The 24,384-nt window shown below is 58.0% G+C and carries 24 protein-coding genes and 1 other RNA gene; 19 read left to right on the top strand and 6 right to left on the bottom strand.

Annotated elements, in window-relative coordinates:
- The first annotated feature begins 31 nt into the window (after nucleotides 1–31).
- The 6 genes from ssrS (at nucleotide 32) to ftsY (ending at nucleotide 6,707) form a co-directional block, all read left to right on the top strand.
- Nucleotides 32–214, top strand: a non-coding RNA gene (ssrS, locus tag ACFER_RS11130) — 6S RNA.
- A gap of 42 nt (nucleotides 215–256) precedes the next feature.
- Nucleotides 257–736 (top strand): signal peptidase II, encoded by a 480-nt coding sequence (gene lspA / locus ACFER_RS07670; protein ID WP_012938852.1) that lies wholly within the window; start codon nucleotides 257–259, stop codon nucleotides 734–736.
- Nucleotides 733–1,650, top strand: a complete 918-nt coding sequence (locus ACFER_RS07665; RefSeq protein ID WP_012938851.1) for an RluA family pseudouridine synthase — start codon at nucleotides 733–735, stop codon at nucleotides 1,648–1,650. The genes lspA and ACFER_RS07665 overlap by 4 nt, the downstream gene beginning before the upstream one ends.
- 15 nt (nucleotides 1,651–1,665) lie before the next feature.
- Nucleotides 1,666–2,217, top strand: coding sequence for a bifunctional pyr operon transcriptional regulator/uracil phosphoribosyltransferase PyrR (gene pyrR, locus ACFER_RS07660; protein WP_012938850.1), 552 nt, complete (start codon nucleotides 1,666–1,668; stop codon nucleotides 2,215–2,217).
- Between the two features lie 12 nt (nucleotides 2,218–2,229).
- A complete protein-coding gene (gene smc / locus ACFER_RS07655) occupies nucleotides 2,230–5,793 on the top strand; it encodes a chromosome segregation protein SMC (protein WP_012938849.1) in 3,564 nt (1,187 codons plus the stop codon).
- Nucleotides 5,790–6,707 (top strand): signal recognition particle-docking protein FtsY, encoded by a 918-nt coding sequence (gene ftsY, locus ACFER_RS07650; RefSeq protein WP_012938848.1) that lies wholly within the window; start codon nucleotides 5,790–5,792, stop codon nucleotides 6,705–6,707. Before smc ends, ftsY begins: the two co-directional genes overlap by 4 nt.
- Nucleotides 6,708–6,739: 32 nt before the next feature.
- Here ftsY and ACFER_RS07645 read toward each other — a convergent pair whose 3' ends face one another.
- The 6 genes from ACFER_RS07645 to ACFER_RS07630 form a co-directional block, all read right to left on the bottom strand.
- Complete coding sequence (locus ACFER_RS07645; RefSeq protein ID WP_012938847.1) at nucleotides 6,740–7,501, bottom strand: alpha/beta hydrolase family protein; 762 nt, start codon at nucleotides 7,499–7,501, stop codon at nucleotides 6,740–6,742.
- A gap of 234 nt (nucleotides 7,502–7,735) precedes the next feature.
- Entirely contained in the window at nucleotides 7,736–8,572 is an 837-nt protein-coding gene (locus ACFER_RS07640) for an Rpn family recombination-promoting nuclease/putative transposase (protein WP_012938846.1), read from the bottom strand.
- A 319-nt stretch (nucleotides 8,573–8,891) separates the two neighbouring features.
- The gene (locus tag ACFER_RS11855) at nucleotides 8,892–9,581 is read right to left on the bottom strand and encodes a transposase (RefSeq protein ID WP_244830030.1); all 690 of its coding nucleotides are present in this window, start codon (nucleotides 9,579–9,581) and stop codon (nucleotides 8,892–8,894) included.
- Nucleotides 9,582–9,672: 91 nt separating this feature from the next.
- A complete protein-coding gene (locus ACFER_RS11850) occupies nucleotides 9,673–10,029 on the bottom strand; it encodes an IS110 family transposase (protein ID WP_227898280.1) in 357 nt (118 codons plus the stop codon).
- Between the two features lie 541 nt (nucleotides 10,030–10,570).
- Entirely contained in the window at nucleotides 10,571–10,693 is a 123-nt protein-coding gene (locus tag ACFER_RS11920; RefSeq protein ID WP_012938845.1) for a hypothetical protein, read from the bottom strand.
- 13 nt (nucleotides 10,694–10,706) lie between these two features.
- Entirely contained in the window at nucleotides 10,707–11,858 is a 1,152-nt protein-coding gene (locus ACFER_RS07630; protein WP_012938844.1) for a sodium ion-translocating decarboxylase subunit beta, read from the bottom strand.
- Nucleotides 11,859–12,096: 238 nt separating this feature from the next.
- On the opposite strand from ACFER_RS07630, the gene ACFER_RS07625 reads away from it, so the two are divergent.
- From ACFER_RS07625 to ACFER_RS07565, 13 genes are all read left to right on the top strand, one after another.
- Nucleotides 12,097–13,110 carry an alpha-hydroxy-acid oxidizing protein gene (locus ACFER_RS07625; protein WP_012938843.1) on the top strand — a complete coding sequence of 338 codons (1,014 nt, stop codon included), beginning with the start codon at nucleotides 12,097–12,099 and terminating at the stop codon, nucleotides 13,108–13,110.
- Nucleotides 13,111–13,121: 11 nt separating this feature from the next.
- On the top strand, nucleotides 13,122–14,450 hold the full coding sequence (locus ACFER_RS07620) for a TrkH family potassium uptake protein (protein WP_012938842.1): 1,329 nt from the start codon (nucleotides 13,122–13,124) through the stop codon (nucleotides 14,448–14,450).
- Nucleotides 14,451–14,466: 16 nt separating this feature from the next.
- The gene (locus tag ACFER_RS07615; protein WP_012938841.1) at nucleotides 14,467–15,126 is read left to right on the top strand and encodes a potassium channel family protein; all 660 of its coding nucleotides are present in this window, start codon (nucleotides 14,467–14,469) and stop codon (nucleotides 15,124–15,126) included.
- The gene (locus ACFER_RS07610; protein ID WP_012938840.1) at nucleotides 15,123–15,905 is read left to right on the top strand and encodes a TrmH family RNA methyltransferase; all 783 of its coding nucleotides are present in this window, start codon (nucleotides 15,123–15,125) and stop codon (nucleotides 15,903–15,905) included. Before ACFER_RS07615 ends, ACFER_RS07610 begins: the two co-directional genes overlap by 4 nt.
- Before the next feature lie 352 nt (nucleotides 15,906–16,257).
- Nucleotides 16,258–19,002 carry an isoleucine--tRNA ligase gene (ileS, locus tag ACFER_RS07605; protein WP_049763492.1) on the top strand — a complete coding sequence of 915 codons (2,745 nt, stop codon included), beginning with the start codon at nucleotides 16,258–16,260 and terminating at the stop codon, nucleotides 19,000–19,002.
- Nucleotides 19,003–19,110: 108 nt separating this feature from the next.
- A complete protein-coding gene (locus tag ACFER_RS07600) occupies nucleotides 19,111–19,401 on the top strand; it encodes a metal-sensing transcriptional repressor (RefSeq protein ID WP_012938838.1) in 291 nt (96 codons plus the stop codon).
- Between the two features lie 43 nt (nucleotides 19,402–19,444).
- On the top strand, nucleotides 19,445–19,645 hold the full coding sequence (locus ACFER_RS07595) for a heavy-metal-associated domain-containing protein (protein WP_012938837.1): 201 nt from the start codon (nucleotides 19,445–19,447) through the stop codon (nucleotides 19,643–19,645).
- A 179-nt stretch (nucleotides 19,646–19,824) separates the two neighbouring features.
- Complete coding sequence (locus tag ACFER_RS07590) at nucleotides 19,825–20,268, top strand: OmpH/Skp family outer membrane protein (protein WP_049763455.1); 444 nt, start codon at nucleotides 19,825–19,827, stop codon at nucleotides 20,266–20,268.
- Between the two features lie 54 nt (nucleotides 20,269–20,322).
- The gene (locus tag ACFER_RS07585) at nucleotides 20,323–21,633 is read left to right on the top strand and encodes a Na+/H+ antiporter NhaC family protein (RefSeq protein WP_041666233.1); all 1,311 of its coding nucleotides are present in this window, start codon (nucleotides 20,323–20,325) and stop codon (nucleotides 21,631–21,633) included.
- Between the two features lie 160 nt (nucleotides 21,634–21,793).
- On the top strand, nucleotides 21,794–22,120 hold the full coding sequence (locus tag ACFER_RS07580) for a thioredoxin family protein (RefSeq protein WP_012938834.1): 327 nt from the start codon (nucleotides 21,794–21,796) through the stop codon (nucleotides 22,118–22,120).
- On the top strand, nucleotides 22,117–23,034 hold the full coding sequence (gene trxB, locus ACFER_RS07575) for a thioredoxin-disulfide reductase (protein ID WP_012938833.1): 918 nt from the start codon (nucleotides 22,117–22,119) through the stop codon (nucleotides 23,032–23,034). Before ACFER_RS07580 ends, trxB begins: the two co-directional genes overlap by 4 nt.
- Nucleotides 23,035–23,085: 51 nt before the next feature.
- A complete protein-coding gene (locus tag ACFER_RS07570; protein WP_012938832.1) occupies nucleotides 23,086–23,595 on the top strand; it encodes an RrF2 family transcriptional regulator in 510 nt (169 codons plus the stop codon).
- A gap of 66 nt (nucleotides 23,596–23,661) precedes the next feature.
- The gene (locus ACFER_RS07565) at nucleotides 23,662–24,384 is read left to right on the top strand and encodes an SIMPL domain-containing protein (RefSeq protein WP_012938831.1); all 723 of its coding nucleotides are present in this window, start codon (nucleotides 23,662–23,664) and stop codon (nucleotides 24,382–24,384) included.

The raw sequence follows: 24,384 nt of genomic DNA, 5'->3' as shown, positions 1-24,384 counted from the left end.
TCCCTTATGGCTGTATAATACAGATAAAAGAGCAACCCTCCGATGTGCGAGTCGAATTCCATATGTTTTGAGCCAACACTCTCTATAAGGGAGCCCGTGAACTCCGGCCGTTGATGATATGCCCTTTCGAGGGGACATCAGATATGACAGGGAGGGCACCCACCTGCTTAGGCAGGTTCAAAACTCGGAATTGGTACGGCATTGTAGGGCTCTTTCTTTTTTTATACCAAAATAATCAAAGGAGCCTGTTGCACCGATGCTCAAACAGATTTGTCTGGTGGTCCTGCTGGACCGGATCACCAAACTGTTCATTACCCATACCATGACCGTCGGCATGAGCTTCCCGGTGATCCCCGGGGTGGTCAGCTGCACCTATGTGCTGAACCCGGGGGCGGCTTTCGGCCTGCTGGAATACCAGCGGGTCTTCTTTGTGGTGATCACCCTGGCGGCCGCTGTGGCCATTTTCCTGCTCCGGGACCATATCCGGCGGGAAGGCCCCAGAGCCCGGCTGGGGACGGGACTGTTCCTGGGGGGCGCCCTGGGGAACCTGATCGACCGGATCGCCACCGGGTACGTGATCGACTTTGTGGATTTTCATTTCTGGCCGGTGTTCAACGTGGCTGATATCTTTATTTGTGCAGGAGTGGGACTGATCGTATGGAGTATGCTGGAGAACGAAACCGGGAAGGGACAGCACCCGGAACAACCGGACAAACCCCGGATGGGGCAGAACTGAAGACCCTGGACCCTGCAGCCCCGGAAGAAAAGGGCCTGCGGGCGGATGTGTTCCTGGCTGCCCGGCTGGACTGCACCCGGTCCGCCGTCCAGCACGACATCCAGGAAGGCCGGGTCACCCGGAACGGGAAACCGGCCAAGGCCAATACCAAGGTAAAGGAAGGGGACGTGTTCCAGGTGCAGGTGCTGCCTCCGGTGGATCTGGAAGCCCGGCCGGAGAACATCCCCCTGGATATCCTCTATGAAGACCAGGATGTGATCGTGGTGAACAAACCCCGGGGCATGGTGGTGCATCCGGCCGCCGGGAACCCGGACGGGACCCTGGTGAACGCCCTGCTGTACCACTGCCGGGATCTGTCCGGCATCAACGGGGTGATCCGGCCGGGAATCGTCCACCGACTGGACAAGGACACCAGCGGGGTGATGATCTGCGCCAAGAACGACAGGGCCCATCTGTCCCTGGCGGAGCAGATCCAGAAAAAGGAAGCCAAACGGACCTATCTGGCCATTGTCCGGGGGAACATCAAAGACGACCGGGGGCATATCGAAACCCAGCTGGACCGGGATCCCCGGGACCGGAAGAAAATGGCGGTGGTGCCTTCCGGGGGCCGGTGGGCGGCCACCGATTACGAAGTTCTGGAACGGTACGGGAAATTCACCGTGGTCCGCTGCCGGCTCCTGACCGGCCGGACCCACCAGATCCGGGTCCATATGACGTATATCGGCCATCCCCTGGTGGGGGACCCCAAATACTGTCCCCAGAAAACCTGCTTTTCCATCAACGGCCAGGCGCTCCATTCTGAGCAGCTGACCTTCCGCCATCCCCGTACCGGAGAATGGATGACCTTCAGGGCTCCAGTGCCGGAAGACATGCAAACCATCCTGACCCGTCTGCGCCACGGGCAGTTCCATTGACAAGGAGGAAGTATCATGAGTATTTCTGTGAAGAAAAAAACCATTATGGATGCCGCTGCCATGCGCCGGGCCCTGGTCCGGATCTCCCACGAAATCGTGGAACGGAACAAAGGGGTGGAGAATGTGGCCCTGGTGGGCATCCGCACCCGGGGTGTGCCGCTGGCCAACCGGCTGGGGAAGGAAATCGAATCCATCGAAGGGGTGAAACTGCCGGTGGGCTCCCTGGACATCACCCTGTACCGGGACGACCTGTCCACCCTGGGCTACAACCCGGTGATCAGTGAAACGGACATCGATTTCGACCTGAACAGAAAAACCGTGATCCTGGTGGACGACGTGCTCTTTACCGGCCGGACCATCCGCAGCGCCCTGGATGCCCTGATCGACATGGGGCGGCCCAAAGCCATCCAGCTGGCGGTGATGGTAGACCGGGGCCACAAGGAACTGCCCATCCGGGCGGATTATGTGGGGAAGAACGTGCCCACCAGCAACAGTGAGACCGTGGATGTGGCCCTGGAGGAAATCGACGGCCACGATGAAGTGGCCCTGTCCGACATCCAGGGATAAGAAGGGACTGCCGTGCGTTTAAAAAGTTTCTCAGCCCATGGGTTCAAGTCCTTTGCGGATAAAGTGAATATCGACTTTGAGCCGGGGATCACGGCCATTGTGGGCCCCAACGGCAGCGGCAAAAGCAACATCTCCGATGCCATCCGCTGGGTGCTGGGGGAACAGAGCGTGAAATACCTCCGGGGCACCAAAATGGAAGATGTGATCTTCGCCGGCAGCAGCGGCCGACGGCCTATGGGCATGGCGGAAGTGGATCTGGTGTTCGACAACACGGATCACAGCCTTCCGGTGGATTTCGACGAGGTCTCTCTCCAGCGCCGGGTGTTCCGGAGCGGGGACAGCGAATACATCATCAACGGGAAGAACTGCCGGCTGAAGGATGTGGTGGCCCTGTTTGCGGATACCGGTCTGGGCCGGGGATCCCTTTCCATCATCGGCCAGAACAAGATCGACGAGATCCTCAACAGCCGTCCGGAAGACCGGCGGTCCATCTTCGAAGAGGCGGCGGGCATTGCCAAATACCGGCTGCGGAAGAAGGAAGCCCTGCGGAAACTGGATGACACCGCCGCCAACCTGCTGCGAATCCAGGATATCCAGAGCGAAATCGAAAACCAGCTGGTGCCCCTGGAAGCGGCGGCGGAAAAGGCCCGGCAGTACGGGGAAATCAGTGGCCGGCTCCGGCAGGTGAAGGTGACCCGGCTGCTGACCCAGCTGGGAGCCCTGGAAGGGGAAAAGACCCGGCTGAAGGAAAAGATCCGGTCCCTGGAAGGACAGCTGAAGGAACTGGCGGATCTGTCCGGAAAACTCACCGGCCAGGAAGAAGAACTGGAACAGAAGCTCCAGAATCAGGAAGACGCCTACAGCGCCTGCCAGGAAAAGATCATGGCCCGGGAAAAGGAAGCCGCCGGCTACCGGAGCCAGAAAGCAGTCCAGGAAGAACGGATCCAGCAGAGCCGGAACCGGATGGACCAGCTGGCCAAAGCCCGTACCGGCCTGGAGGAGGAACTGGCCCGGAGCCAGGAAAATCTGCGTCTGGTCACCGAGGAATACGACCGGCTGGAAGAAAACCAGTACCGGTCCCGGAACCTGCTGGAAAAGGCCGCCGCAGAAAAGGAAACCCTCACGGGCCTGGTGAAAGCCGGGGAAGAAAAACTCCAGGCCTATCAGGAGCAGGCTTTCGACAGCATGCGGACCCTGGTGATGACCCGGAACAAACTGGCGGGGATCCGCCAGGAACAGGAACGGCTCCACCGGCAGCAGGAACAGCTGAAGGAAAAGGTCCGGGAAGCGGAAGAAGGCCTGGAAGGTGTCACAGGGGCCCTCCAGGAGGAAAAAGACCGGCTGGAGACCCTGGAAGACCGGAAAAACCAGTTGGAAGAACAGGCCCTCCAACTGAACCGGGACCTGGAACAGAGCGTCCGGGCCTACCGGGAAAAGGAAGCCGGCCTGAATCAGAACCGGCGGACCCTGAACCAGAAAAAAGCCCGTCTCCAGGTGCTTTCCGCCATGGAACGGGAACATGAAGGGTTCAGCAAAGGGGTCCGGACCGTACTGAATGCCCGGGCAGCTTTCCGGCCGAAGATCTGCGGGGTGGTGGCAGAACTGTTTTCCGTGGAGGATGCCTATGTAACCGCCCTGGAAACGGCCCTGGGCGGTGCCCTCCAGAACATCATCACCCAGGATGCCCGGGCGGCCCAGGATGCCATCGCCTATCTGAAAAAAGTCCAGGGGGGACGGGCCACCTTCCTGCCCCTGGATACCCTCCGTCCCCGGGCCCTGGGAACCCGGGAAAAGGCGGCCCTGTCCTGCCCGGGGATCATCGGCATCGCCGGGGATCTGGTCCGGTGCGAAGAGGCCGTCCGGCCGGCGGTCCGGTTCCTCCTGGGCCAGGTGCTGGTGGCGGACAATCTGGACCATGCCATGGCGGCGGCCCGGAAAGCAGATATGCGGGTGCGGATCGTCACCCTGGAAGGGGATGTGGTCTACGCCGGCGGGTCCCTCAGCGGGGGCCAGAAACAGCAGGGGAAAAGCTTCCTGTCCCGGAAGCAGGAAATCCGCCATCTGACGGAAGAGACCCAGGCCCTGGAAAAGGCCGGGGAGACGCTCCGGCAGGAACTGGAAGACCTGGCGGAAAAAGGTCGGCGGGTGAAGGAAAAACGCCAGCAGGGAGTGGAAGCCCTCCAGAAAATCGAAGTGGAAAAGGCCGGGGCAGTGGCCCGGGTCCAGCAGGAAGAAACCCAGAAAAAACGCCAGCAGGAAAATCTGGAACTGCTGCTGGGGGAAAAGCGCCAGGGGGCGGAAAATTTCCTGGCCCTCCAGGCCCAGGCCAAAGAACTGGCTCCCCAGGTGGAAGCCATGGAAAATGCCGATGTGGAAGGGAAAAAAGCGGCCCAGGCCCTCAGTGACGGGCTGGTGGAACAGCGGACCCTGCTGGAAGGGGCCACCCGCCGGCACCAGGATGCCCTGATCGCCGTCAATGCGGGCCAGAGCCAGCTGGAAGCCCTGAACGCCCGGATCCAGTCTATCGACCAGCTGGGAGAAAAGACCCAGCAGGAAATCACCCGGGGAGAAGAAGAGACCCGGCAGCTGGAAACAACCATTGCCGGCTGTGAAAAGAACCGGGCCGCCCTGGAAAAGAAAATCGCCGGGCTGGAAGCGGAACTGGCCGGCAGCGACAGTGCCCGGCAGCAGTTCCTGGACGCCCGGGAAGCCCTGCTGGCACAGCGGCAGCAGCTGACCCAGCAGGGAGTGATCCTCCAGGGCCAGGAAGCCAGTATCCGGCAGAAACTCCACAACTGCGAAATGGACCAGGTGAAAAAGGCCGCAGAGGCCCAGCACAGCCGGCAGCAGCTCCAGGAAGCCTACGGGCTCACCGAGGAAACCGCCCGGCAGGAAGCCCTGGAAGGGGATCTGCCGGAAGGGGAACTGAAAAAACGGGAAGCCCAGGCCGCCCGGGAACTGGAAGAACTGGGACCGGTGAACCAGGCCGCCCAGGAAGAATACCAGGCAGCCCGGGAACGGTACGATTTTCTGAAGAAACAGTACCAGGACATGGTCCAGGCCCGGGAACAGCTGGAAACGGTGATCAGCGGCATCAACAGCGACATGACCCGCCGGTTCCGGGAAGCTTTTAAGCAGATCAACGGGTATTTCAGCGACTGTTATGAGAAGCTGTTCGGCGGGGGCCGGGCTCAGCTGCGGATCCAGGATGAGAAGAACCTGCTGGAATCGGGCATCGAGATCGAGGCCCAGCCGCCGGGGAAAAAGATGCGGAATTTGTCCCTGTTTTCCGGGGGAGAGCGGGCCCTGACGGTGATCGCCCTGCTGTTCGCCCTGCTGACCTATCAGCCGGCGCCCTTTGTGATCCTGGACGAAATCGATGCACCCCTGGATGAAACCAACATCGACCGATTTGCCCAATTCCTGAAAGCCTACGGACAGCAGACCCAATTCATCGTGATCACCCACCGGAAAGGGACCATGGAAGCCGCGGATGTGCTCCACGGGGTCACCATGGAAGAATCCGGGGTATCCCGGGTGCTGTCTGTGAAATTATCGGAGGTAGCCGAATCATGAGTTTTATGGAACAACTGAAAGACGGGCTCAGCAAGACCCGGAAAAACTTCACCGAACGGATGGAGGACCTGGTGGGAGCCAGCGTGGACCTGGACGAGGACTTCATGGATGAGATGGAGATGATCCTGGTGGCCGGGGACGTGGGGATCAAGACCACGGAAAAGATCATGGCCGCCCTGCGGAAGGCTGCTGCCACCCGGCAGATTAAATCGCCGGCGGAGGCCCTGCCCTTCCTGAAAAGCTACATTGCCGACCTGCTGAAGACCACCGGACCCCGGATGCGCTTCAAGGGCCATCCCTCCATCGTCCTGGTGGTGGGTGTGAACGGGGTGGGGAAGACCACCACCATCGGCAAACTGAGCAATTATTACCGGCTCATGGGGTACAAGGTGATGATGTGCGCCGCGGACACCTTCCGGGCCGGAGCCACGGAACAGCTCCAGATTTGGGGCAAAAAAGCCCAGGTGGACGTGATCGCTCACGGGGACGGGGCGGATCCGGCGGCAGTGGTCTATGACGGGGTGAAAGCCGCCATTGCCCGGAAAGCCGACGTGCTCTTTGTGGATACCGCCGGACGGCTCCACAACAAGACCAACCTGATGAAGGAACTGGACAAGATCTACCGGGTGATCCGGAAGGAAATCCCCGACGGACCCCATGAGACCCTGCTGGTGCTGGACGCCACCACCGGTCAGAACGCCATCAGCCAGGCCAAGATCTTCCTGGAAACCGCCCATGTGACCGGGGTGGTGCTCACCAAGCTGGACGGCACCGCCAAAGGGGGCGTGGTGGTCGCCATCAAGGAGGAACTGGGGCTGGATGTAAAGTGGATCGGCATCGGCGAAGGGATGATGGATTTCCGCCCCTTCGATCCCCAGCAGTTCGTGGAAGCATTGTTTGAAACGAAAAAATAAGGGGTGCTGCGGGAGCAGCACCCCTTATTTTTTTATTGTTCCGGTCCGAAAAACTCTACGATCGTGTGGGCGGCGAAATCACTGGTCTTGGGATCGCTGAAGGTGTGGTTGGCGTTTTCCACCGGGAGGAAGGTGATCACGTTGTTCTCCGCAAATTCCCGGGAATCCTCGATGGGGGCCAGCTTGTCCTTGGTCCCGTGGAGAATCAGCATATTGTCCGCCCAGTCGAAGTACTCATACTTCCGGATGTCCGACCGGTCCAGATCGTCCAGGAACTGTTGGTCCATCTTCATCTTCCGTTCGTAGCCCACCTGGACTTCCTTGCCCTTTTTCAGCTTCTCCATCTCTTCCGGGCTCAGGTAGTTCCGGGTCAGCTGGGCCATGTGGATCCCCGGGCACCGGAGGGCCACCTTTTTGAAGGGATTGCCGATTTCCGCCATGTATTTCAGTGTCAGGTAGGCTCCGAAACTGGCGGAATAGTTATACAGGGTGGTGGCATGGAGTTCTTTCCGGGCGTAGTCCACCACCAGGGTCAGGTAGGTCATGAATTCCTCCAGCACCAGTTTCTTCCGGGCGTCGGCCCCGTGACAGGGCCAGTCGAATACCAGCACCCCGTACCCCTTGTATTTGGTGATCAGCTGCTGGGCAAACTTGGCCGCCGAATGGTTCTCCTTGTTTCCCCCGAACCCGTGGGTGCAGATCACCAGGTTGGGAATGTTCCGGAAATCCTTCTGGTAGAACAGCTTGCAGCGGACGCTGTAGCCGTTTTCATTGATATCGATGTATTTTTCCATGAAGCAGGCATCCTTTCCATTTGGTCACGGGTAATAGTATAGAACAGTTGGGGGAAGGGGGCAAGGGGGCTGGGGAAGAAGGCGGAGATCAGATTTGTTCGGCGGGAAACCAACAATCCATTGCGGTACCGTAGGGAACGCAGGCCGGTTGCCCCGCGGGACGCACGAACGGCCGCTGACAGCTGACCGTTGACCGCTGACAAAGGCCGCCGGAACTTCCGGCGGCCTTTTTTCCTATACTTCTTCTTTCATCTCTTCAGCCAGTTTCCGTACGTAATCAATGGGAACTTTGGCTCCGGCAGCTACCTGTTCTACAGACATGCCGCTGGAAAGGAAATTCAGCAGCATCTGCCGCCGGCCTTTTTCCATGCCCTTCTGCATACCTTCCTGCCAGCCTTCTTCTGCTGCTTCTTTTTGGCGTCTTCTGATTTCATCGCTTAAAATCATATATTCTCGCCTCACTTTATCCATACTTTTGACAAGATGGACTTCCTGATCCAGGCTTTCCACGAACCTTCCTTCAGCCGCTTTTCCGTCCACGTACCGGAGAAAGGCGGCGATGTCAGGATCTGCCGCATTCTCGCTGCCCTTGCTGTTCAGGAACATCCGGGTCTCTTCGTCTTTTAATTGTACCCTGTTATCCTCTTTACAGCAATGGGTAAAAGTGTAAATGGGCAGCCCTCTGTGAAAAGGGTCGAAGGTACAGATGAAGATGACATAGGACGGATTCAGTTCTTCGTAGGGTTTGCCCTTGTCCAGCAGCTCTCCATCGATCAGGCTCTGGTAGAAACGGCTGCGTTTGGCCAGGTCATTCCTGGGGGAATTGGAACACTGCATTTCGATGTCGTAAACACGGCCTTCATTGTCTTCCACGAAGACATCCAGGCGGATGCTTTTGCCCTCCAGACGGAGATCGATGGTTTTTTCGAAACTCTGGTACTGGAGGGAACGGATCTGGATGTTCAGGAACTTTTCAATCAGATGTTTGCAAAGCCGTTCATTGCGCATAACATGCTGAAAGAGAAAATTGTCCCGGATGGTGAGTTCGTCAAAGGTTTTGATTCTTTCCATAGACTGGTCTCCTTAAAAAGTTGGTATGGGGAATTTCTTCTGAAGGGAACAGAAAAATTCCTTCCCAACTGGAAAAAGAAGGTCATTATCGGGAGTTTTACCGGTATGAATGGGATTTGGGGGTGATAAGAAGGCAGACACGGACCTGACGGGATGCACGGAGAAGAGTGCAGAGCGGGACGGCGGAAATCCAATGATCCATTGCGATAGCGTAGACCAACTATATAAAGTCAAGCCAATTTTAAAATAAATTTCAGTTGCTATGGATTTTGGCAAAAGGGCGCACTTACCCAAGCCCCCTCTTGTGGGCTTTCAAAAATCAGGCTAAATAAGGGCAGCGACTAACACCAAGCCGGTAAATCAATCGGATCAGTTTCTTGGCCACATGGGACAAAGCGACTTTGTAAGGCTTGTGTTCGGACAATTTCTTTTCAAGGTATTCTTTGAACTTTGGCACATTCTGTGCAACCAGGCGGACAGCGACGAACAGTGTCTTTCGCAAATAGGGGGATCCTCTTTTTTCCATCTTGTTATGGTTCGAATGGAAACCTCCAGATTCATATTTGGAAGGTGACATCCCTGCATAAGCAAGGAGCTTATCGACATCAGGAAAACGCTTGAAATCACCGGTTTCGCCCAGAATACTGGCACAAAGGGTATAACCGATCCCTGGTATGTCAATAATCGAAGATTCCTCCTGGTCTGCCATTTCCTTAATTTTCTCATCGATTTCAGCAACATGCTGCTTCAAAACTTCAATATCCGTAATGGCATGGACGAGTTCCATAGAAGCCGAAAGCGAGACCGTCCCGATAGAACGGCATGCTGCCTGATGAATCTCCAAAGCCTTGCTTTTGTCAAATCTGCCTTGGGAGGCATCACTTAACAGGCGTGTCAGCTGCTTCATGCTGCAATGAGCAATCTGTTCATGGCCAGGATAGGCTTTTAGAAGCGCATAAATTGAAGCAAGATGGATGGACGATGTCAGACCTTCCAGCTCTGGGAACAAAATCGTAACCAGGCGGGAAACCGATATCTTTAGCTTGGAACACTTCTGTATGGTTTGAGATCTGTAACGAGAGAGTGATTTCAGCTCCTCGTTATGGTACAATAAAGGAGAGTAGGTTTGGGATGCTTTTCCTGACACAATCATCTGTGCAATAGCGCAGGCTGAATCCTTGCTTGTATCTATTTGTGAGAAGCGGATTGAAAATGTTCAGGGGAAGGTCATGTTCTGAGATGAAATGGGCGAGATTCGAGGAATAGTGGCCGGTTGCTTCCAACCCTACTCTTATTTTATCTTTTGGGATGCCCAGCTCAGAAATCTTGGAAAGAAGCATGTCAAAGCCTTCCCGTGAATTGGGAAACGTAAAAGATTCAACTGTTTTCAATGCATCCGAGTCGATGATACAGCAGTCATGTTTCCGCTTTGCAACATCAATTCCGACACAAAGCATAAAAATCGACCTCCTTTTTTGAATTGGCAGCTGTGCATCAAAGCCACAGAGACTTCATCATAATGTATCCTCGCTAGATATGAACCGTCGAGCGGTATCCAACTCATTAACAAATTGAATGAAGTCTGTGGTCGGACTCTACGAAAACCGTCAAGCGGTAGGGGGCGCAACCGATCCACAGCTCCATTCTAATCGTACCGTAATTCATTTTAAAAGGGAATATCTGGTACAACTTTATTATACGAGGGGGCGCAGGCCGGTTGCCCCGCCCCTCAAATCTGCCTCACGCCGAAGGATACCATTTGCCCCGGCAAATGTTTCTGAATGGAAAGGCAGCCCTTGGGCTGCTAACCCACCACCCATGCTGCGCATGGATACCCCCGCCCTTGTAAAGGGCGGATAGAAAAAACGGTGGCCGGGGCGCCGGGCCTGCGCCCCCTACGGTCTGTCTTTTTTCTTTCAAAATCAATTTGCAAAATTGATTCCCATCGGCCGCTGACAGCTGACAAAGGGGCTGTTGCGCTTGCAACAGCCCCTTCCTTTATTCTTTTGCCGGAAACAGTTTGGTCAGGCCCCAGGTGAGGCCGGCGAACAGGGCCATGACCACGAACACCAGGGGATAGGCGATGACGAGCAGTTCCAGAGATGCGGTTACGGAATCCATGTTTCTGCCTCCTTTACATCAGGACCGGGATCAGGGCCATGGCCAGGCCGCCGGCCACCACGCTGGCCACCTGTCCGGCCACGTTGACCCCGATGGCCTGCTGGATGATGAAATTGGTGGGATCTTCCTTCAGGGCCATTTTGGCGATGACCCGTCCGGAAATGGGGAAGGCGCTGATGCCGCAGGCCCCGATCATGGGATTGATCTTTTTCTTCAGGAACAGGTTGGCCAGTTTGGCGAAGAGCAGGCCCCCCACCGTATCGAAAATGAAGGCCACGGCCCCCAGGGCCAGGATCTTCAGCACCTGGACCGTCAGGATATTTTCGGCGGTCATGGTGGCCCCTACGGTGATCCCCAGCAGCAGGGTCACCAGGTTGGTCAGTTCATTCTGGGCACAGTTGGACAGGCTGTCGCAGCACCCGGATACCTTCAGTAGGTTCCCGAACATCAGGGCACCGATCAGGGGTACGGAGATGGGGGCGATGATCCCGGCGATCAGGGTCACCATCAGGGGGAACAGGAACAGAGCGGTCTGGGATACGGGCTTTTCTTCCTCGTAGGGCATCCGGATCCGCCGTTCTTCTTTGGTGGTCAGCAGTTTCACCACCGGAGGCTGGATGATGGGCACCAGGGACATGTAGCAGAAGGCGGTGACGGTCAGGGGCGCCAGCAGTTCGGTGGCGAATTTCTGGGCCACGAAGATGGTGGTGGGGCCGTCCGCCGCGCCGATGATCCCGATGGAGGCGGCTTCGTTGAAGGGGAAGCCAACCAGGGCGGCGCAGAGGGTGGCGGCGAAGATCCCCAGATGGGCGGCGGCTGCGAACAGCATCATGTAGGGCGCCCGGAGCAGGGGGGTGAAATCACACATGGCACCGATGCCGATGAAGATCAGCACCGGGAACAGCTCGTTGGCGATGCCCAGGTTGTAGAGCACCGTAAGGAATCCGGGCTCACCGCCTCCGGTGGGCATGACGGCGAAATGGCCGGGGATGTTGGCCAGGATGCAGCCCACCCCCATGGGGAACAGCAGCACCGGTTCGTAGCCCTTGCGGACCCCCAGCCAGATCAGCAGGACCCCGATGGCCAACATGACCCAGACGGTCCAGTCAGCCATGCCCATGACACCGGCGAACAGTTCCTGAAAGACTTGACTTGTGTTTGACATAGAATCACCTCATTGTAGAATGTGCCAGGTGGAACACCAAAAAAGAGGACCGGACATTTTACAATGCCAGGTCCTCATGATCCTTCCTGCCCCTGTGCCATCCGCAGGAAGGGATTATCCAATTGGTATGGGTATTATAGCGTATTCTGGAGGGGATTGCAAGGGGGGAAGATGTGGTATAATAGGTATCGAATCCGGGAGGTGCCGGGGGTACCTTCCATACAGGGGAGTGACAGATATGGATTTTAAGGAAGTTATGGAAAACGCGAGAAAATGTCTGGGCAAGTGCAAGGGGTGCCCGGTTTGCAACGGCATTGCCTGCCGGAACACCATTCCCGGCCCTGGGGCCAAGGGTGTGGGGGATACGGCCATCCGGAACTATGCCAAATGGCAGGACATCCGTGTGGTGATGGATACCCTCTGTGAAAAACGGCCGGTGGATACGTCCATCGAACTGTTCGGCCGCACTTTCAAATACCCGATCTTTGCCGGTCCGGTGGGCGCGGTGGCCATGCACTACAGCGACAAATACAATGATGTGACCTACAATGCGGAACTGGTGCCCGGGTGTGCGGATGCCGGCATCGCCGCCTTTACCGGGGACGGGATGGATCCCCAGGTGATGCAGGGGGCCACGGACGCCATCAAGGCCTGCGGCGGGGTGGGGGTTCCCACGGTGAAGCCCTGGAACGCCCAGATGATCGCGGAAAAGATGGAACTGGTGAAACAATCCGGTGCCTTTGCGGTGGCCATGGACGTGGATGCGGCCGGACTGCCCTTCCTGAAGAATTTCGTGCCCCCTGCGGGGAGCAAATCCGTGGATGAGATGAAAGCCATCATCAAAGAGGCTGGACTGCCCTTCATCATCAAGGGAATCATGAGCGTCAAGGGCGCCCTGAAGGCCCGGGAAGCCGGCGCTTCCGCCATCGTGGTGTCCAACCATGGGGGCCGGGTGCTGGACCAGAGCCCGGCAACGGCGGAAGTGCTGGAAGAAATCGCCGTGGCCGTGGGCGGCACCATGAAGATCCTGGTGGACGGGGGCATCCGCAGCGGGGTGGATGTGTTCAAGGCACTGGCACTGGGAGCCGATGCCGTGCTGATCGCCCGTCCTTTCGTGAATGCGGTGTACGGCGGCGGCCGGGAAGGGGCCAGACTGCTGGCGGACAAACTGGGAGCGGAACTGGCGGACACCATGGAAATGTGCGGTGCCGCTTCTCTCAAGGACATCAATGCTGAAATGATCCGGAAATAAGGTGGACCATCTTGAACCAGATCAAACGGTTTTCTCCTTCCCAGCTGATCGCCCTGACCTTCGTGGGGCTGATCCTGGCCGGGGCCCTGCTGCTGATGCTGCCCTGTGCTAGCGCGGACGGGTCGTCTCTTTCCTTTGTGGATGCCCTGTTCACCGCCACATCCGCTTCCTGTGTCACGGGCCTGGTGGTGGTGGACACCGGGACCTATTTTTCCCTGTTCGGCCAGCTGGTGATCATCGCCCTGATCCAGCTGGGAGGCCTGGGTCTGGTGCTGTTTGCCACGCTTTTTTCCGTGATCATGCGGAAACGGATCGATCTCCAGTCCCGGCTGAACATCCAGGCGTCCCTGAACCAGAATGAACTGGACGGGGTGGTGCGGATGAGCCTGCGGATCGCCAAGTATACGGCGGTGATCGAGGGGGTGTTCGGCACCCTCCTGGCCATCCGATTCTATCCCCAGTATGGGATCCGGGGCATCTATTACGGCTACTGGCATTCCGTCTCTGCCTTCTGCAACGCCGGGTTCGACCTGTTCGGCCATTACCAGAGCCTGACTGCCTATGTGGGGGATCCGGTGGTGAACCTGTGCATCTGCCTGCTGATCATCCTGGGGGGCCTGGGGTTTGCGGTGATGCGGGATGTGATGGAAAAACGGAACTTCCGGCAGCTGAAGCTCCACAGCAAAATGGTGCTGGTGAGCACCGTGGTGCTGATTGCAGGCGGGACGGCGGTTATCGGCCTGCTGGAACGGGACAACCCGGGGACCCTGGGGAGCCTCACCGGCAGCGAGGCCTTCTGGGCCAGCTTCATGCAGTCGGTGAGCCCCCGTACTGCCGGGTTCAATACCCTGGACCTGAACAGCCTGCGGGTGCCCACCATGATTTTCGTGATCATGCTGATGTTCATCGGGGCTTCCCCTGCATCCACCGGGGGCGGGATCAAGACCACCACCTTTTCCCTGCTGCTGCTGAACATCTGGCAGGTGGTCCGGGGCAAGGAGGAATGTGAGATCTTCGGACGGCGGATCACCGGCGAGACCATGTTCCAGGCTTTTGCCATCGCCAGCATGTCCCTTTTGTGGGTGTTCTTTGCCACCCTGATGCTCACCTGCCTGGAGGACACCTCGTTCCTGTATGCGGCCTTTGAAGTGGTTTCGGCCTATGCCACAGTGGGGCTGTCCACCGGGCTCAGCCAGCATATCTGCACGGCCAGCAAGATCATCCTGATGCTGTCCATGTATGCAGGCCGGGTGGGGTTCATGACTTTCGCCCTGGCTCTGGCGGCCAACAAGCCTTCGGGCCATATCCATTATCCCAAGGAAAATATCATCATCGGTTAGGAGCGTTCGGTATACCATGAAAGACAAACGGCAATTTATCGTCTGGGGCCTGGGCCGGTTCGGCAGCAGTGTGGCGGAAACCCTCACTTCGCTGGGCCACGAGGTCCTGGGCATTGACAACAATGAAGATGTGGTGGAAAACATGGCGGACAAGCTGACCCACGCGGTGGTCTGCGACGTCATCGATGAGAAGACGGTGAACAGCCTGGGCATCCGGAACTTCGATGTGGGAGTGGTGGCCATCGGCAACCTGGAACCCAGCCTGCTGGCCACCCTGCTGCTGAAGGAAGCGGGGCTGAAGACCATTGTGGCCAAGGCCTCCAATCCCATCCACGGGAAGATGCTGAAGAAGCTGGGGGCCACCAAAATCATCTATCCGGAACGGGATATGGGCCGCCGGGTGGGACACAACCTGGCCTACACCAATATCCTGGATTTCGTGGAACTGTCGGACAACATCTGCCTGATGGAAGTGAACCTGAGCCAAAGCATGGCCGGGAAGAGCCTGGCGGAACTGGATGTGCGGCGGAAGTACCAGGTGAACGTGGTGGCGGTGAAGCACAGGGACGGCTCCACGGAAATGACCCTGGAACCCACCAAGCCCCTCCAGGAGGGGGATCTGCTGGTGGTCATCGGCAGCCGGAAAAGTGTGGAAGCCCTGGAGGACGGCATATGATCACAACCCTGACATCGTTGAAAAATGACCTGGTGAAGCGGGCGGCTTCCCTGAAAATGAAAAAGTACCGGCAGAAGGAGGGCCTGTTCCTGCTGGAAGGGAAACGGGCGGTGGAAGAAGCCCTGGCTTCCGGCTGGACCATCCGGGCCCTGTTCTTCACCCGGCTGCCGGAAGGCTGGGAACAGCAGGCGGAAAACAGTTCCCTGCCCTGGTATGAAGTGCCCCTGCCGGTGCTCCAGAAGATCACGGCCACGGAAGATCCCCAGAGCGTGGCGGCCCTGGTGGAACTGCGCCGGGAAGAACTGGCCGCCTTTGCCCCGGAACGGGGAATGGTGCTGGTGCTGGACCGGATCCGGGACCCGGGGAACCTGGGAACCCTGATCCGCACCGCAGATGCCCTGGGAGCCGCCGGGGTGGTGCTGCTGGAAAATACGGCGGATCTCTACAATCCCAAGGTGGTCCGGTCCACCATGGGCTCCCTGTTCCACCTGCCGGTGTTCACCGGGGTGAAGACCGGGGAACTGGAAGAATGGTGCCGGCAGCACGGGTATGCCCTGTGGGCCACGGCCCTGGAAGGGGCGGAGGACATGACAAGACTCACCTGGCCGGAAAAGACGGCCCTGGTGCTGGGCAGCGAGGCGGAAGGGGTATCCCCGGAAATCCTGGCCGCTGCGGACCAGAAGGTGAAGATCCCCATGGCCGGCCATGCGGAAAGCCTGAACGTGGCCGTGGCCGGGGGAATCGTGATGTTCGAGGCGGCACGGGCCTTTTCCAGTTGACCTGCCTGTGGAAGAAGTGTATAATATACAGGAATTTGATACCAACAGGCGATGACAGAGACAGTACGCCGCCGGGCTGGTGCAGCGATCCGGGGAGGGTGGGAGCCCGGACAGGAGGCCTTGCGGAAGAAGATCACTCTGGAGCCGGTCATCGAACCAGCAGTAGATGGACCCGGGTTATGACCGTTACCTCATACAGAGTGGCAGCACAGCTGTCATGAGGGTGGTACCACGGGCCCTTTTGTCCCGTCCCTTTCGGGGGACGGGACTTATTTTTTGGAGGTGTAAAGCAGTGAGCAAGAAAGACGACAAGTATGCAGCGACGTTGAACCTGCCGGAAACTGAATTCCCTATGCGGGCGGGCCTGCCCAAACGGGAACCGGATTTCCTGGATTTCTGGTATAAAAACGATATCTATGGAGAAAAACAGAAACTCCATGCAGGCCACAAGAAGTTCGTCCTCCATGACGGACCTCCCTACGCCAACGGCAAGATCCACATGGGCCATGCCCTGAACAAGGTCCTGAAGGACATCATCATCAAATACAAATACGCCCAGGGGTATGACACCCCCTATGTCCCCGGCTGGGATACCCACGGCATGCCCATCGAACATGCCTGCCTGAAGGCCACCGGCGTGGACCGTCACAAGCTGTCCCCGGTGGAACTGCGGAAAATGTGCCGGGAATATGCCCTCCAGTGGATCGATACCCAGCGGAAGGATTTCAAACGGCTGGGTGTGCTGGGTGACTGGGACCATCCCTATGTGACTCTGGATCCCCATTTCGAAGCGGAACAGATCCGGGTGTTCGGCACCATGGCCAACAAAGGCTACATCTACAAAGGCAAGAAGACCGTATACTGGTGCCCTCACTGCGAAACGGCCCTGGCGGAAGCGGAAATCGAATATGCCGACCAGAAGACTCCGACCATTTTCGTGAAGATGCCTCTGGTGAAGGACAACGGGCTGACCCCGGAAGCCGCCCAGGGCAAAAAAGCCTATATGGTGATCTGGACCACCACCCCCTGGACCATTCCCGCCAACGTGGCTGTGGCCCTGAACCCGGACTTTGACTATGCCTGGGTGGAATACAATGGGGAAGTGCTGATCATGGCTGCCGATATGGTGGACAAAGTGGCCCAGGAATGCGGCGTGGAATTCGGGCCGGTGCTGGGGACCATCAAAGGCCGTGCCTTTGAATATGCGGAATGCGAACATCCCTTCCCGGAATACAACCACCGGAAATCCCTGGTGGTACTGGCGGACTATGTGGACAAGGAAGCCGGTTCCGGCTGCGTCCATACAGCTCCCGGCCATGGGGACGTGGACTATCTCACCGGTCTGAAATACAATCTGCCCATCCTGTGCCCGGTGGACCAGAAAGGCTGCTTCACGGAAGAAGCAGGGGAACTGTTCCAGGGCAAGTTCGTCTTTGACAGCAACGGCCTGGTGATCAAGCACCTGGCGGAACAGAATGCCATCCTGGGCAAAAAGACTATCCATCACCAGTACGCCCACTGCTGGCGCTGCAAGAACCCCATCATCTTCCGGGCTTCCGAGCAGTGGTTCGCTTCTGTGGACGGGTTCCGGGACGATGCCCTGAAGGCCATTGCGGAGGATGTCCAGTGGATCCCCAGCTGGGGTGAATCCCGGATCCACAACATGGTGGCCGACCGCCATGACTGGTGCATTTCCCGGCAGAGAGTCTGGGGCGTGCCCATCCCCATCTTCTACTGCGAAGACTGTGGGGAACCCCTGATCAACGAAGAAACCGTGGAAAAGATTGCCACCATCTTCGACAAGGAAGGCAGCGATGCCTGGTGGAACCATACGGCGGAAGAACTGCTGCCGGAAGGGACCAAATGCCCCAAATGCGGCGGCACCCATTTCCGGAAGGAAAAGGACATTATGGATGTGTGGTTCGACAGCGGTTCCTCCCACATGGGGGTCTGCAAGCGCCGTCCGGAACTGAGCTGGCCCGCTGACATGTACCTGGAAGGCAGCGACCAGCACAGAGGCTGGTTCCAGAGCTCTCTGCTGACTTCCGTGGCCGTGACCGGCAAGGCTCCCTACCGGAGCGTGCTGACCCACGGCTACGTGCTGGACGGGGAAGGCCGGAAGATGAGCAAATCCCTGGGGAACGTGGTGGTGCCCCAGGAAGTCATCGACCAGTATGGTGCCGACATCGTCCGTCTGTGGGCCGCTTCTTCCGACTACAAACAGGACGTGCGGATCTCTCCGGTGATCCTGAAACAGCTGGCGGAAGCCTACCGGAAAGTCCGGAACACCATCCGGTACATCCTGGGGAACACCCACGATTTCGACTACGAAACCCAGAAGGTGGCGTTCGCAGAGATGGAAGAACTGGATCAGTGGGCCCTGATGCGCTTCGAAGCCCTGAAGAAGGACGTGACCGAAGCCTACGAAACCTACGATTTCCATGTGCTGTTCCATGCCATCCATGATTTCTGCACCGTGGACATGAGCTCCTTCTACCTGGATATCATCAAGGACCGTCTGTACACCAGCCGGAAGGACGGCAAGGCCCGCCGGTCTGCCCAGACCGCCATGACCCAGATCCTCCGGGAACTGATGGTGATGCTGATGCCGGTGCTGAGCTTCACCATGGAAGAAGTCTACCAATATATGAACAAGCCGGCTGACGCCCCCCAGAGCGTGCAGATGCTGCCCTGGCCCCAGGCCCATCCGGAATATGTGAAGGAAGACCTGAAGGCCAAATGGGATGCCTTCATCGCCATCCGGGGCGAAATCACCAAAGTGCTGGAAGGGGCCCGCCGGGCCAAGACCATCGGCCATTCCCTGGATGCCAAGGTGGAACTGTTCGCCACCGGGGATGCCCTGGCGGAACTGAAGGCGGTGGAAAAAGATCTGCCCACCCTGCTGATCGTTTCCCAGGCGGAAGTCCACGAAGGACTCACCGACGCCGGGGAAGCCACTGGCCGGGACGACCTGAAGGTGCTGGTGGAAGCCGCCGAAGGGGAGAAATGCGAACGGTGCTGGTGCTACAGCAAGACCGTGGGCCAGGATCCCCAGCATCCCACCCTCTGCGCCAAGTGCTGCGAAGCGGTGGAGTGACCCGGCTTCCATTGTCCGCTGACCGTTGACCGTTTATCGGGAAAGGGATTGTCATCTTGACAATCCCTTCTTTCATGGCTACAATATACGTAACGGAGGTATAGTACCATGGAACATCTGAAGACAGTACGGGACAAGGACTGCAAGGAATATCAGGACCTGATTACCCGGCTGAACCGGATCGAAGGCCAGGTGCGGGGAGTGAAAAAAATGCTGGAAGAGGACCGGTACTGTGTGGACATCCTGACCCAGGTCAGTGCCATCAGCAACGGGCTCAATGCCTTCAATAAAAAGCTCCTGGCCAACCACATCAAGTCCTGTGTGGTGAACGATATCCGGGCCGGGGATGATTCTGTAGTGGATGAGCTGTGCGAAACCCTGCAGAAACTGATGAAATGAAAAAAAGGCCGATTGCCTGTGTAATCTGAAGGAGGAAAAAACAATGGAAAAAGAACTGAAAGTCAACGGAATGATGTGTGTGAACTGCCAGAAACATGTCCATGATGCCCTGGCCGCCATGGCCGGTGTATCCGCCGTGGACGTGAACCTGGAAAAAGGCACCGCCAAAGTGACCGCGGACCGGGAAATCTCCCAGGACGAATTCAAAAAGGTCATCGAAGACGCAGGGTACGAGCTGGCGTAAAAGATGGTCAGGGGCAGCGAAGCTGCAGGTCGCGGGTCTCGGCTCGCGACCCATGACCTGCGACCGGGGGTGTGAATTCTTTCACACCCCCTTTTTCTCTTGCACCCGAAAACCACTCATGATATAATGACTCCTGTTAGATTCACTTTTACTTTAGGAAGATTTTCTCAACAGAAAGGATGATTTTCGTGAAAAAACAATTGATGGCTATGGTTATGGCCCTGCTGCTGTGTGTCGGGTATTCCGGCGCTCTGGTACCGGCTACGGCCTATGCGGCTGAAACCATCGGTTATGTGGATTTAAATACGGTCTTTTCCCACCATCCTGATTTCGCTTCTGCCCGGGCAGCCATGAGCCTGGAACAGCAGAACGCCCAGAAGGAGTTCCAGGAAAAGGCTCCCAGCCTGGACGACAACGGCAAACGGGCCCTGGACAACAATCTGACGGAACGGATCGCCAAGAGAGAACAGTCCCTGTTCGACCCCATCCGGAAGAAGATCCTGGATGCCGTCCATAAAGTGGCCAAGGAAAAGGGTATCAATACGGTCCTGAGCGCCGGTGCCGTAGTTGACGGCGGCGTGGACATCACCAACGATGTGATGAAGGCCGTAGGAGCCAAATAAATCAGAACACGGAAGGTGCTGCCCGGCAGCACCTTTTTTATTTGAAAGGATGATATGATGAACAACGACGAAAGCCGCAATCTGGGGGGCGTGGCCTTTTTGCCCCTTCTGGTGTTCCTGTGCCTGTACATTGGCTGCGGGCTGGCCTTTACCCTGCTGGGGATCCCCAAGCCCTTCAGCTTCCTGCCCCGTCACGTGGCCCTGCTGGCCGGGACACTGGTGGCCTTCCTGCTGTGGAAGAAGGGCCCCATTGAGGAAAAATTAAAAGTCTTCTGCTCCGGCATGGGGGATTCCGGGGTGATGATGATCGTGCTGATCTACCTGCTGGCCGGCGGGTTCCAGGGGGCGGCCGCCGCCATCGGGGGCAAGACCAGCGTGGTGAATTTCTGCCTCCAGTTCGTGCCGCCCTCCTTCCTGATCCCCGGGGTGTTTTTGATGTGCTGCTTCATTTCCACCGCCATCGGCACCAGCATGGGGACCATTGCGGCCATGGCCCCGGTGGCCATCGGGGTGGCCCAGGGGGCCGGCCTGAACCTGGCGGCGGTGTGCGCCGCGGTGATCTGCGGATCCTATTTCGGGGACAACCTGTCCATGATCTCTGACACCACCATTGCTGCAGCGGAAGGCTGCGGCTCCCGGATGAAGGACAAGTTCCGGATGAATTTTGCCATCGCCCTGCCGGCGGCCCTGGTGAGCCTGGTGCTGTACTACCTGGTCAGCGGCCAGGTCCAGGGCGGCATCCAGGTGGGGGATTTCAACCTGTTCCAGGTTCTGCCCTATGTGGTGGTGCTGGTGCTGGCCCTGATGGGCATCAACGTGGCCCTGGTGCTGTTCGGGGGCATCCTGCTCACCGGGGTTATCGGCCTTCTCCAGGGAACGGTGGACATCTTCACCTGGGCCAAGGGTCTGGGGGACGGCATGGCGGACATGTTCTCCATCAGCATGGTGGCCATCCTGGTTTCCGGGATCATCGGCCTGGTCCGGTATTACGGGGGCGTAGAATGGCTGGTGGAGAAGATCACCGGCTGGATCCACGGCCGGAAAGGGGCGGAATACGGCATCGGGCTCCTGTCCGGGCTGCTGTCCGCGGCCATGGTGAACAACACCATCGCCATCATCGTTACCTGTCCCATTGCCAAGGTGATCGGGAAGAAATACGAAATCGCACCCAAACGGCTGGCCAGCCTGGTGGATATCTTCGCCTGCAGCTTCCTGTGCGTCATGCCCCATGACGGGGGGATGCTGATCGTGACCCAGCTGGCAGGCACCTCGCCTCTGGACGTGATGAAGTACTGCTACTACGTGTACGCCCTGCTGATCGCCGCCTGCGTGACCATCCAGCTGGGGACCCATGAGGGGAAATAAGCCTGCCGCAGGTTCCTTCTTTTTTTGCCAGTGAACAGAGAACAGTGACGGAGGATGCCGGGATGCCGGCATCCTCCTCTTGACTTTCTTAACTGTATTTGCTAAAATTACAGTAAATCGAAAATCCACTGTTTCCAATGGACTGAAGGAGGTCATATTCATGGAATTCTTACATATCACCAAAGACAATTTTGACAAAGAGGTGCTCCAGAGCAGCAAACCCATGGTGGTGGGCTTTTCCGCTCCCTGGTGCGGGTACTGCAAACGGCTGAAACCGGCCCTGGGCCAGCTGGCCATGGAAATCGCCGACAAGGTGTCCTTTGGCGGAGTGAACATTGATGAAGAACGGGAACTGGCGGAACAGTTCAAAGTGGAAACCATCCCCAGCCTGATGCTGGTGAAGGACGGCCAGTGCAGTGAACTGCTGGTGAACCCGCCCTCCAAAGCGGCGGTGAAGACCTGGCTCCAGGAGAAAGGCGCATTATGAGCAAAGTCTATGATATCCTGATCATCGGCGGTGGGCCCGCCGGCTATACTGCAGCCCTCTACGGGGCCCGGAGCGGCTTTGCCACCGCGGTGCTGGAAAAACTGTCCCCGGGAGGACAGATGGCCACCACCAGCGATGTGGAAAACTATCCCGGATTCCCCGGGGTGGTGGATGGTTTCGAGCTGGGGGAACGGATGCAGGAAGGGGCCGAAAAGGCTGGGGCAGAGACTTTCTTTGCGGAAGTGAGCAAAGTGGATCTCTTGGCGGACCCCAAAGTGGTGGAAACTTCTGAAGGCACTTTCCTGGGCCGGACGGTGATCCTGGCCACCGGGGCCCATCCCCGGAAACTGGGGATCCCTCAGGAAGAAGCCCTGGTGAACCGGGGGGTGGCCTACTGCGCCACCTGTGACGGGAACTTCTACAAGGACAAAGTGGTGGTGGTCAATGGTGGGGGCAACACCGCCGTAGGCGACGCCCTGTACCTGGCCAAACTGGCCAGCAAGGTGTACCTGGTCCACCGGCGGGATACCCTCCGGGCTACCCCCATCTACCTCCAGCGGCTGAAGGATGCCGGGGTGGAAATCATCTGGAACAGCGTGGTTTCCGGGCTCCAGGCGGACAAAAAGCTTACCGGGGTGGAACTGACGGATGTGAAGACCGGTGAAAAACGGGTGCTGCCGGCGGACGGCCTGTTCGTGGCCATCGGGCAGCTGCCGGAAAGCAGCCTGGCGGCCGGTCAGGTGGCCACCGACAAGGCAGGATACATCATGGCGGGAGAAGATACCAAAACGTCCGTCCCCGGGGTGTTTGCCGTGGGGGATGTGCGGACCAAGGCCGTGCGGCAGATCATTACGGCAGCCGCTGACGGAGCGGTGGCCATCCACTATGCTGAGGAATATCTCAACGAAAAATAGAAGGAAGGGGAAAAGCAGGCTGGCGGAAACCGGCCTGCTTTGCGAGCAAGTATGAAAAGTGATTTTATTGTGGCCGTCCATGCGCTGGTGTACCTGTCCCATCGGGGCTGCCTGGCTTCCAGCGAGGAACTGGCCGAAAACATCTGCACCAACCCGGCCCGGGTCCGGAAAATCATGGGGAAACTGAAGAAAATGGGGATCATCACCACCCGGGAAGGCCATGTGGGGGGATACTGCCCCTGTGAAGGCCTGGAAAAGGTGTCCCTCTATGAAATCGCCCAGGGCATGGATACGGTGTTCGTGGATACCAAATGGCGCAGCGGCAATGAGGAGAACAACTGCTTCATCAGCAGCGGCATGTCCTCGGTGTTCGATTCCCTGTACCGGGAGCTGGACCGGCTGTGCATGGATCATCTGAAGGGGATCACCCTGGGGGATGTGACGGCACAGATCGTGGAAACCCAGCGCAGCAGCCGGAAGGAATGCCACGGAGCCATCAGCGGGGACTGCCCGGCCTGGCAGAAGGCACTGGAAGAGGAAAAATCCGGGAAAAAGGACTGACCGTCACCTTTTGCCCAGAAGTGTGTTATAATACCGATGTTCACAATTTTCTTATGAGGTGATTGTATGAAAAAAATCGGAGCATTGTTCGCGGCAGCAGTCCTGGCTTTCAGCCTCCATGCCACACCAGCCTGGGCGGATCAGCCCCTGGATACCATCCAGATCACCGGGACGGCCACCCGTACGGTGGACCCGGATATGGCCACGGTGGATTTTGCTTATGAAAAACAGGGGGCGACCCTGGATGAGGTCCGGGAAGCCGGGGCCCAGGCCAGCCAGAAGTTCATCCGCACCATGGTGGCCCAGGGAATTGCCCGGGATGACATCGCCACCACCGGATACAATGTGTCTCCCCGGTACACCTACCAGAAAAACGGGGGGCAGAAACTGGCCGGCTACCAGGTGACGGCGGACTGGAGCGTGAAGGTGAAGAGTCTGGACAATCTGGGCACGGTGATCGACAAGGGCCTGGAAAGCGCCAACCGTCTGGACAATGTGCGGTTCGGGCTCCAGGATGAGAACCTGATCAAACGGCAGCTGCTGGGCCAGGCCGTGGAAAATGCCAAATATACGGCCCAGGCGGTGGCCAGTGCCGGCGGACGGGGACTGGGTGTGCTCCGCCAGGCCAGCATCCCCACCACGTCCGTGGTGGAAGCCCAGCCTTTGCTGATGGCCCGGATGGAAAAAGTGGGGGCTGCCAATGATGCCGCCACTCCCACCCAGCTGGCCCCCAAGGCCCTGACGGTGACGGTACGGGTGAATACCCTGTTCGCCCTGACCCTGGAGTAA

Origin of the sequence: Acidaminococcus fermentans DSM 20731 (assembly GCF_000025305.1) — a bacterium.
Lineage (GTDB): Bacteria > Bacillota > Negativicutes > Acidaminococcales > Acidaminococcaceae > Acidaminococcus > Acidaminococcus fermentans.
This window is presented reverse-complemented; position numbering and strand designations above follow the sequence as displayed.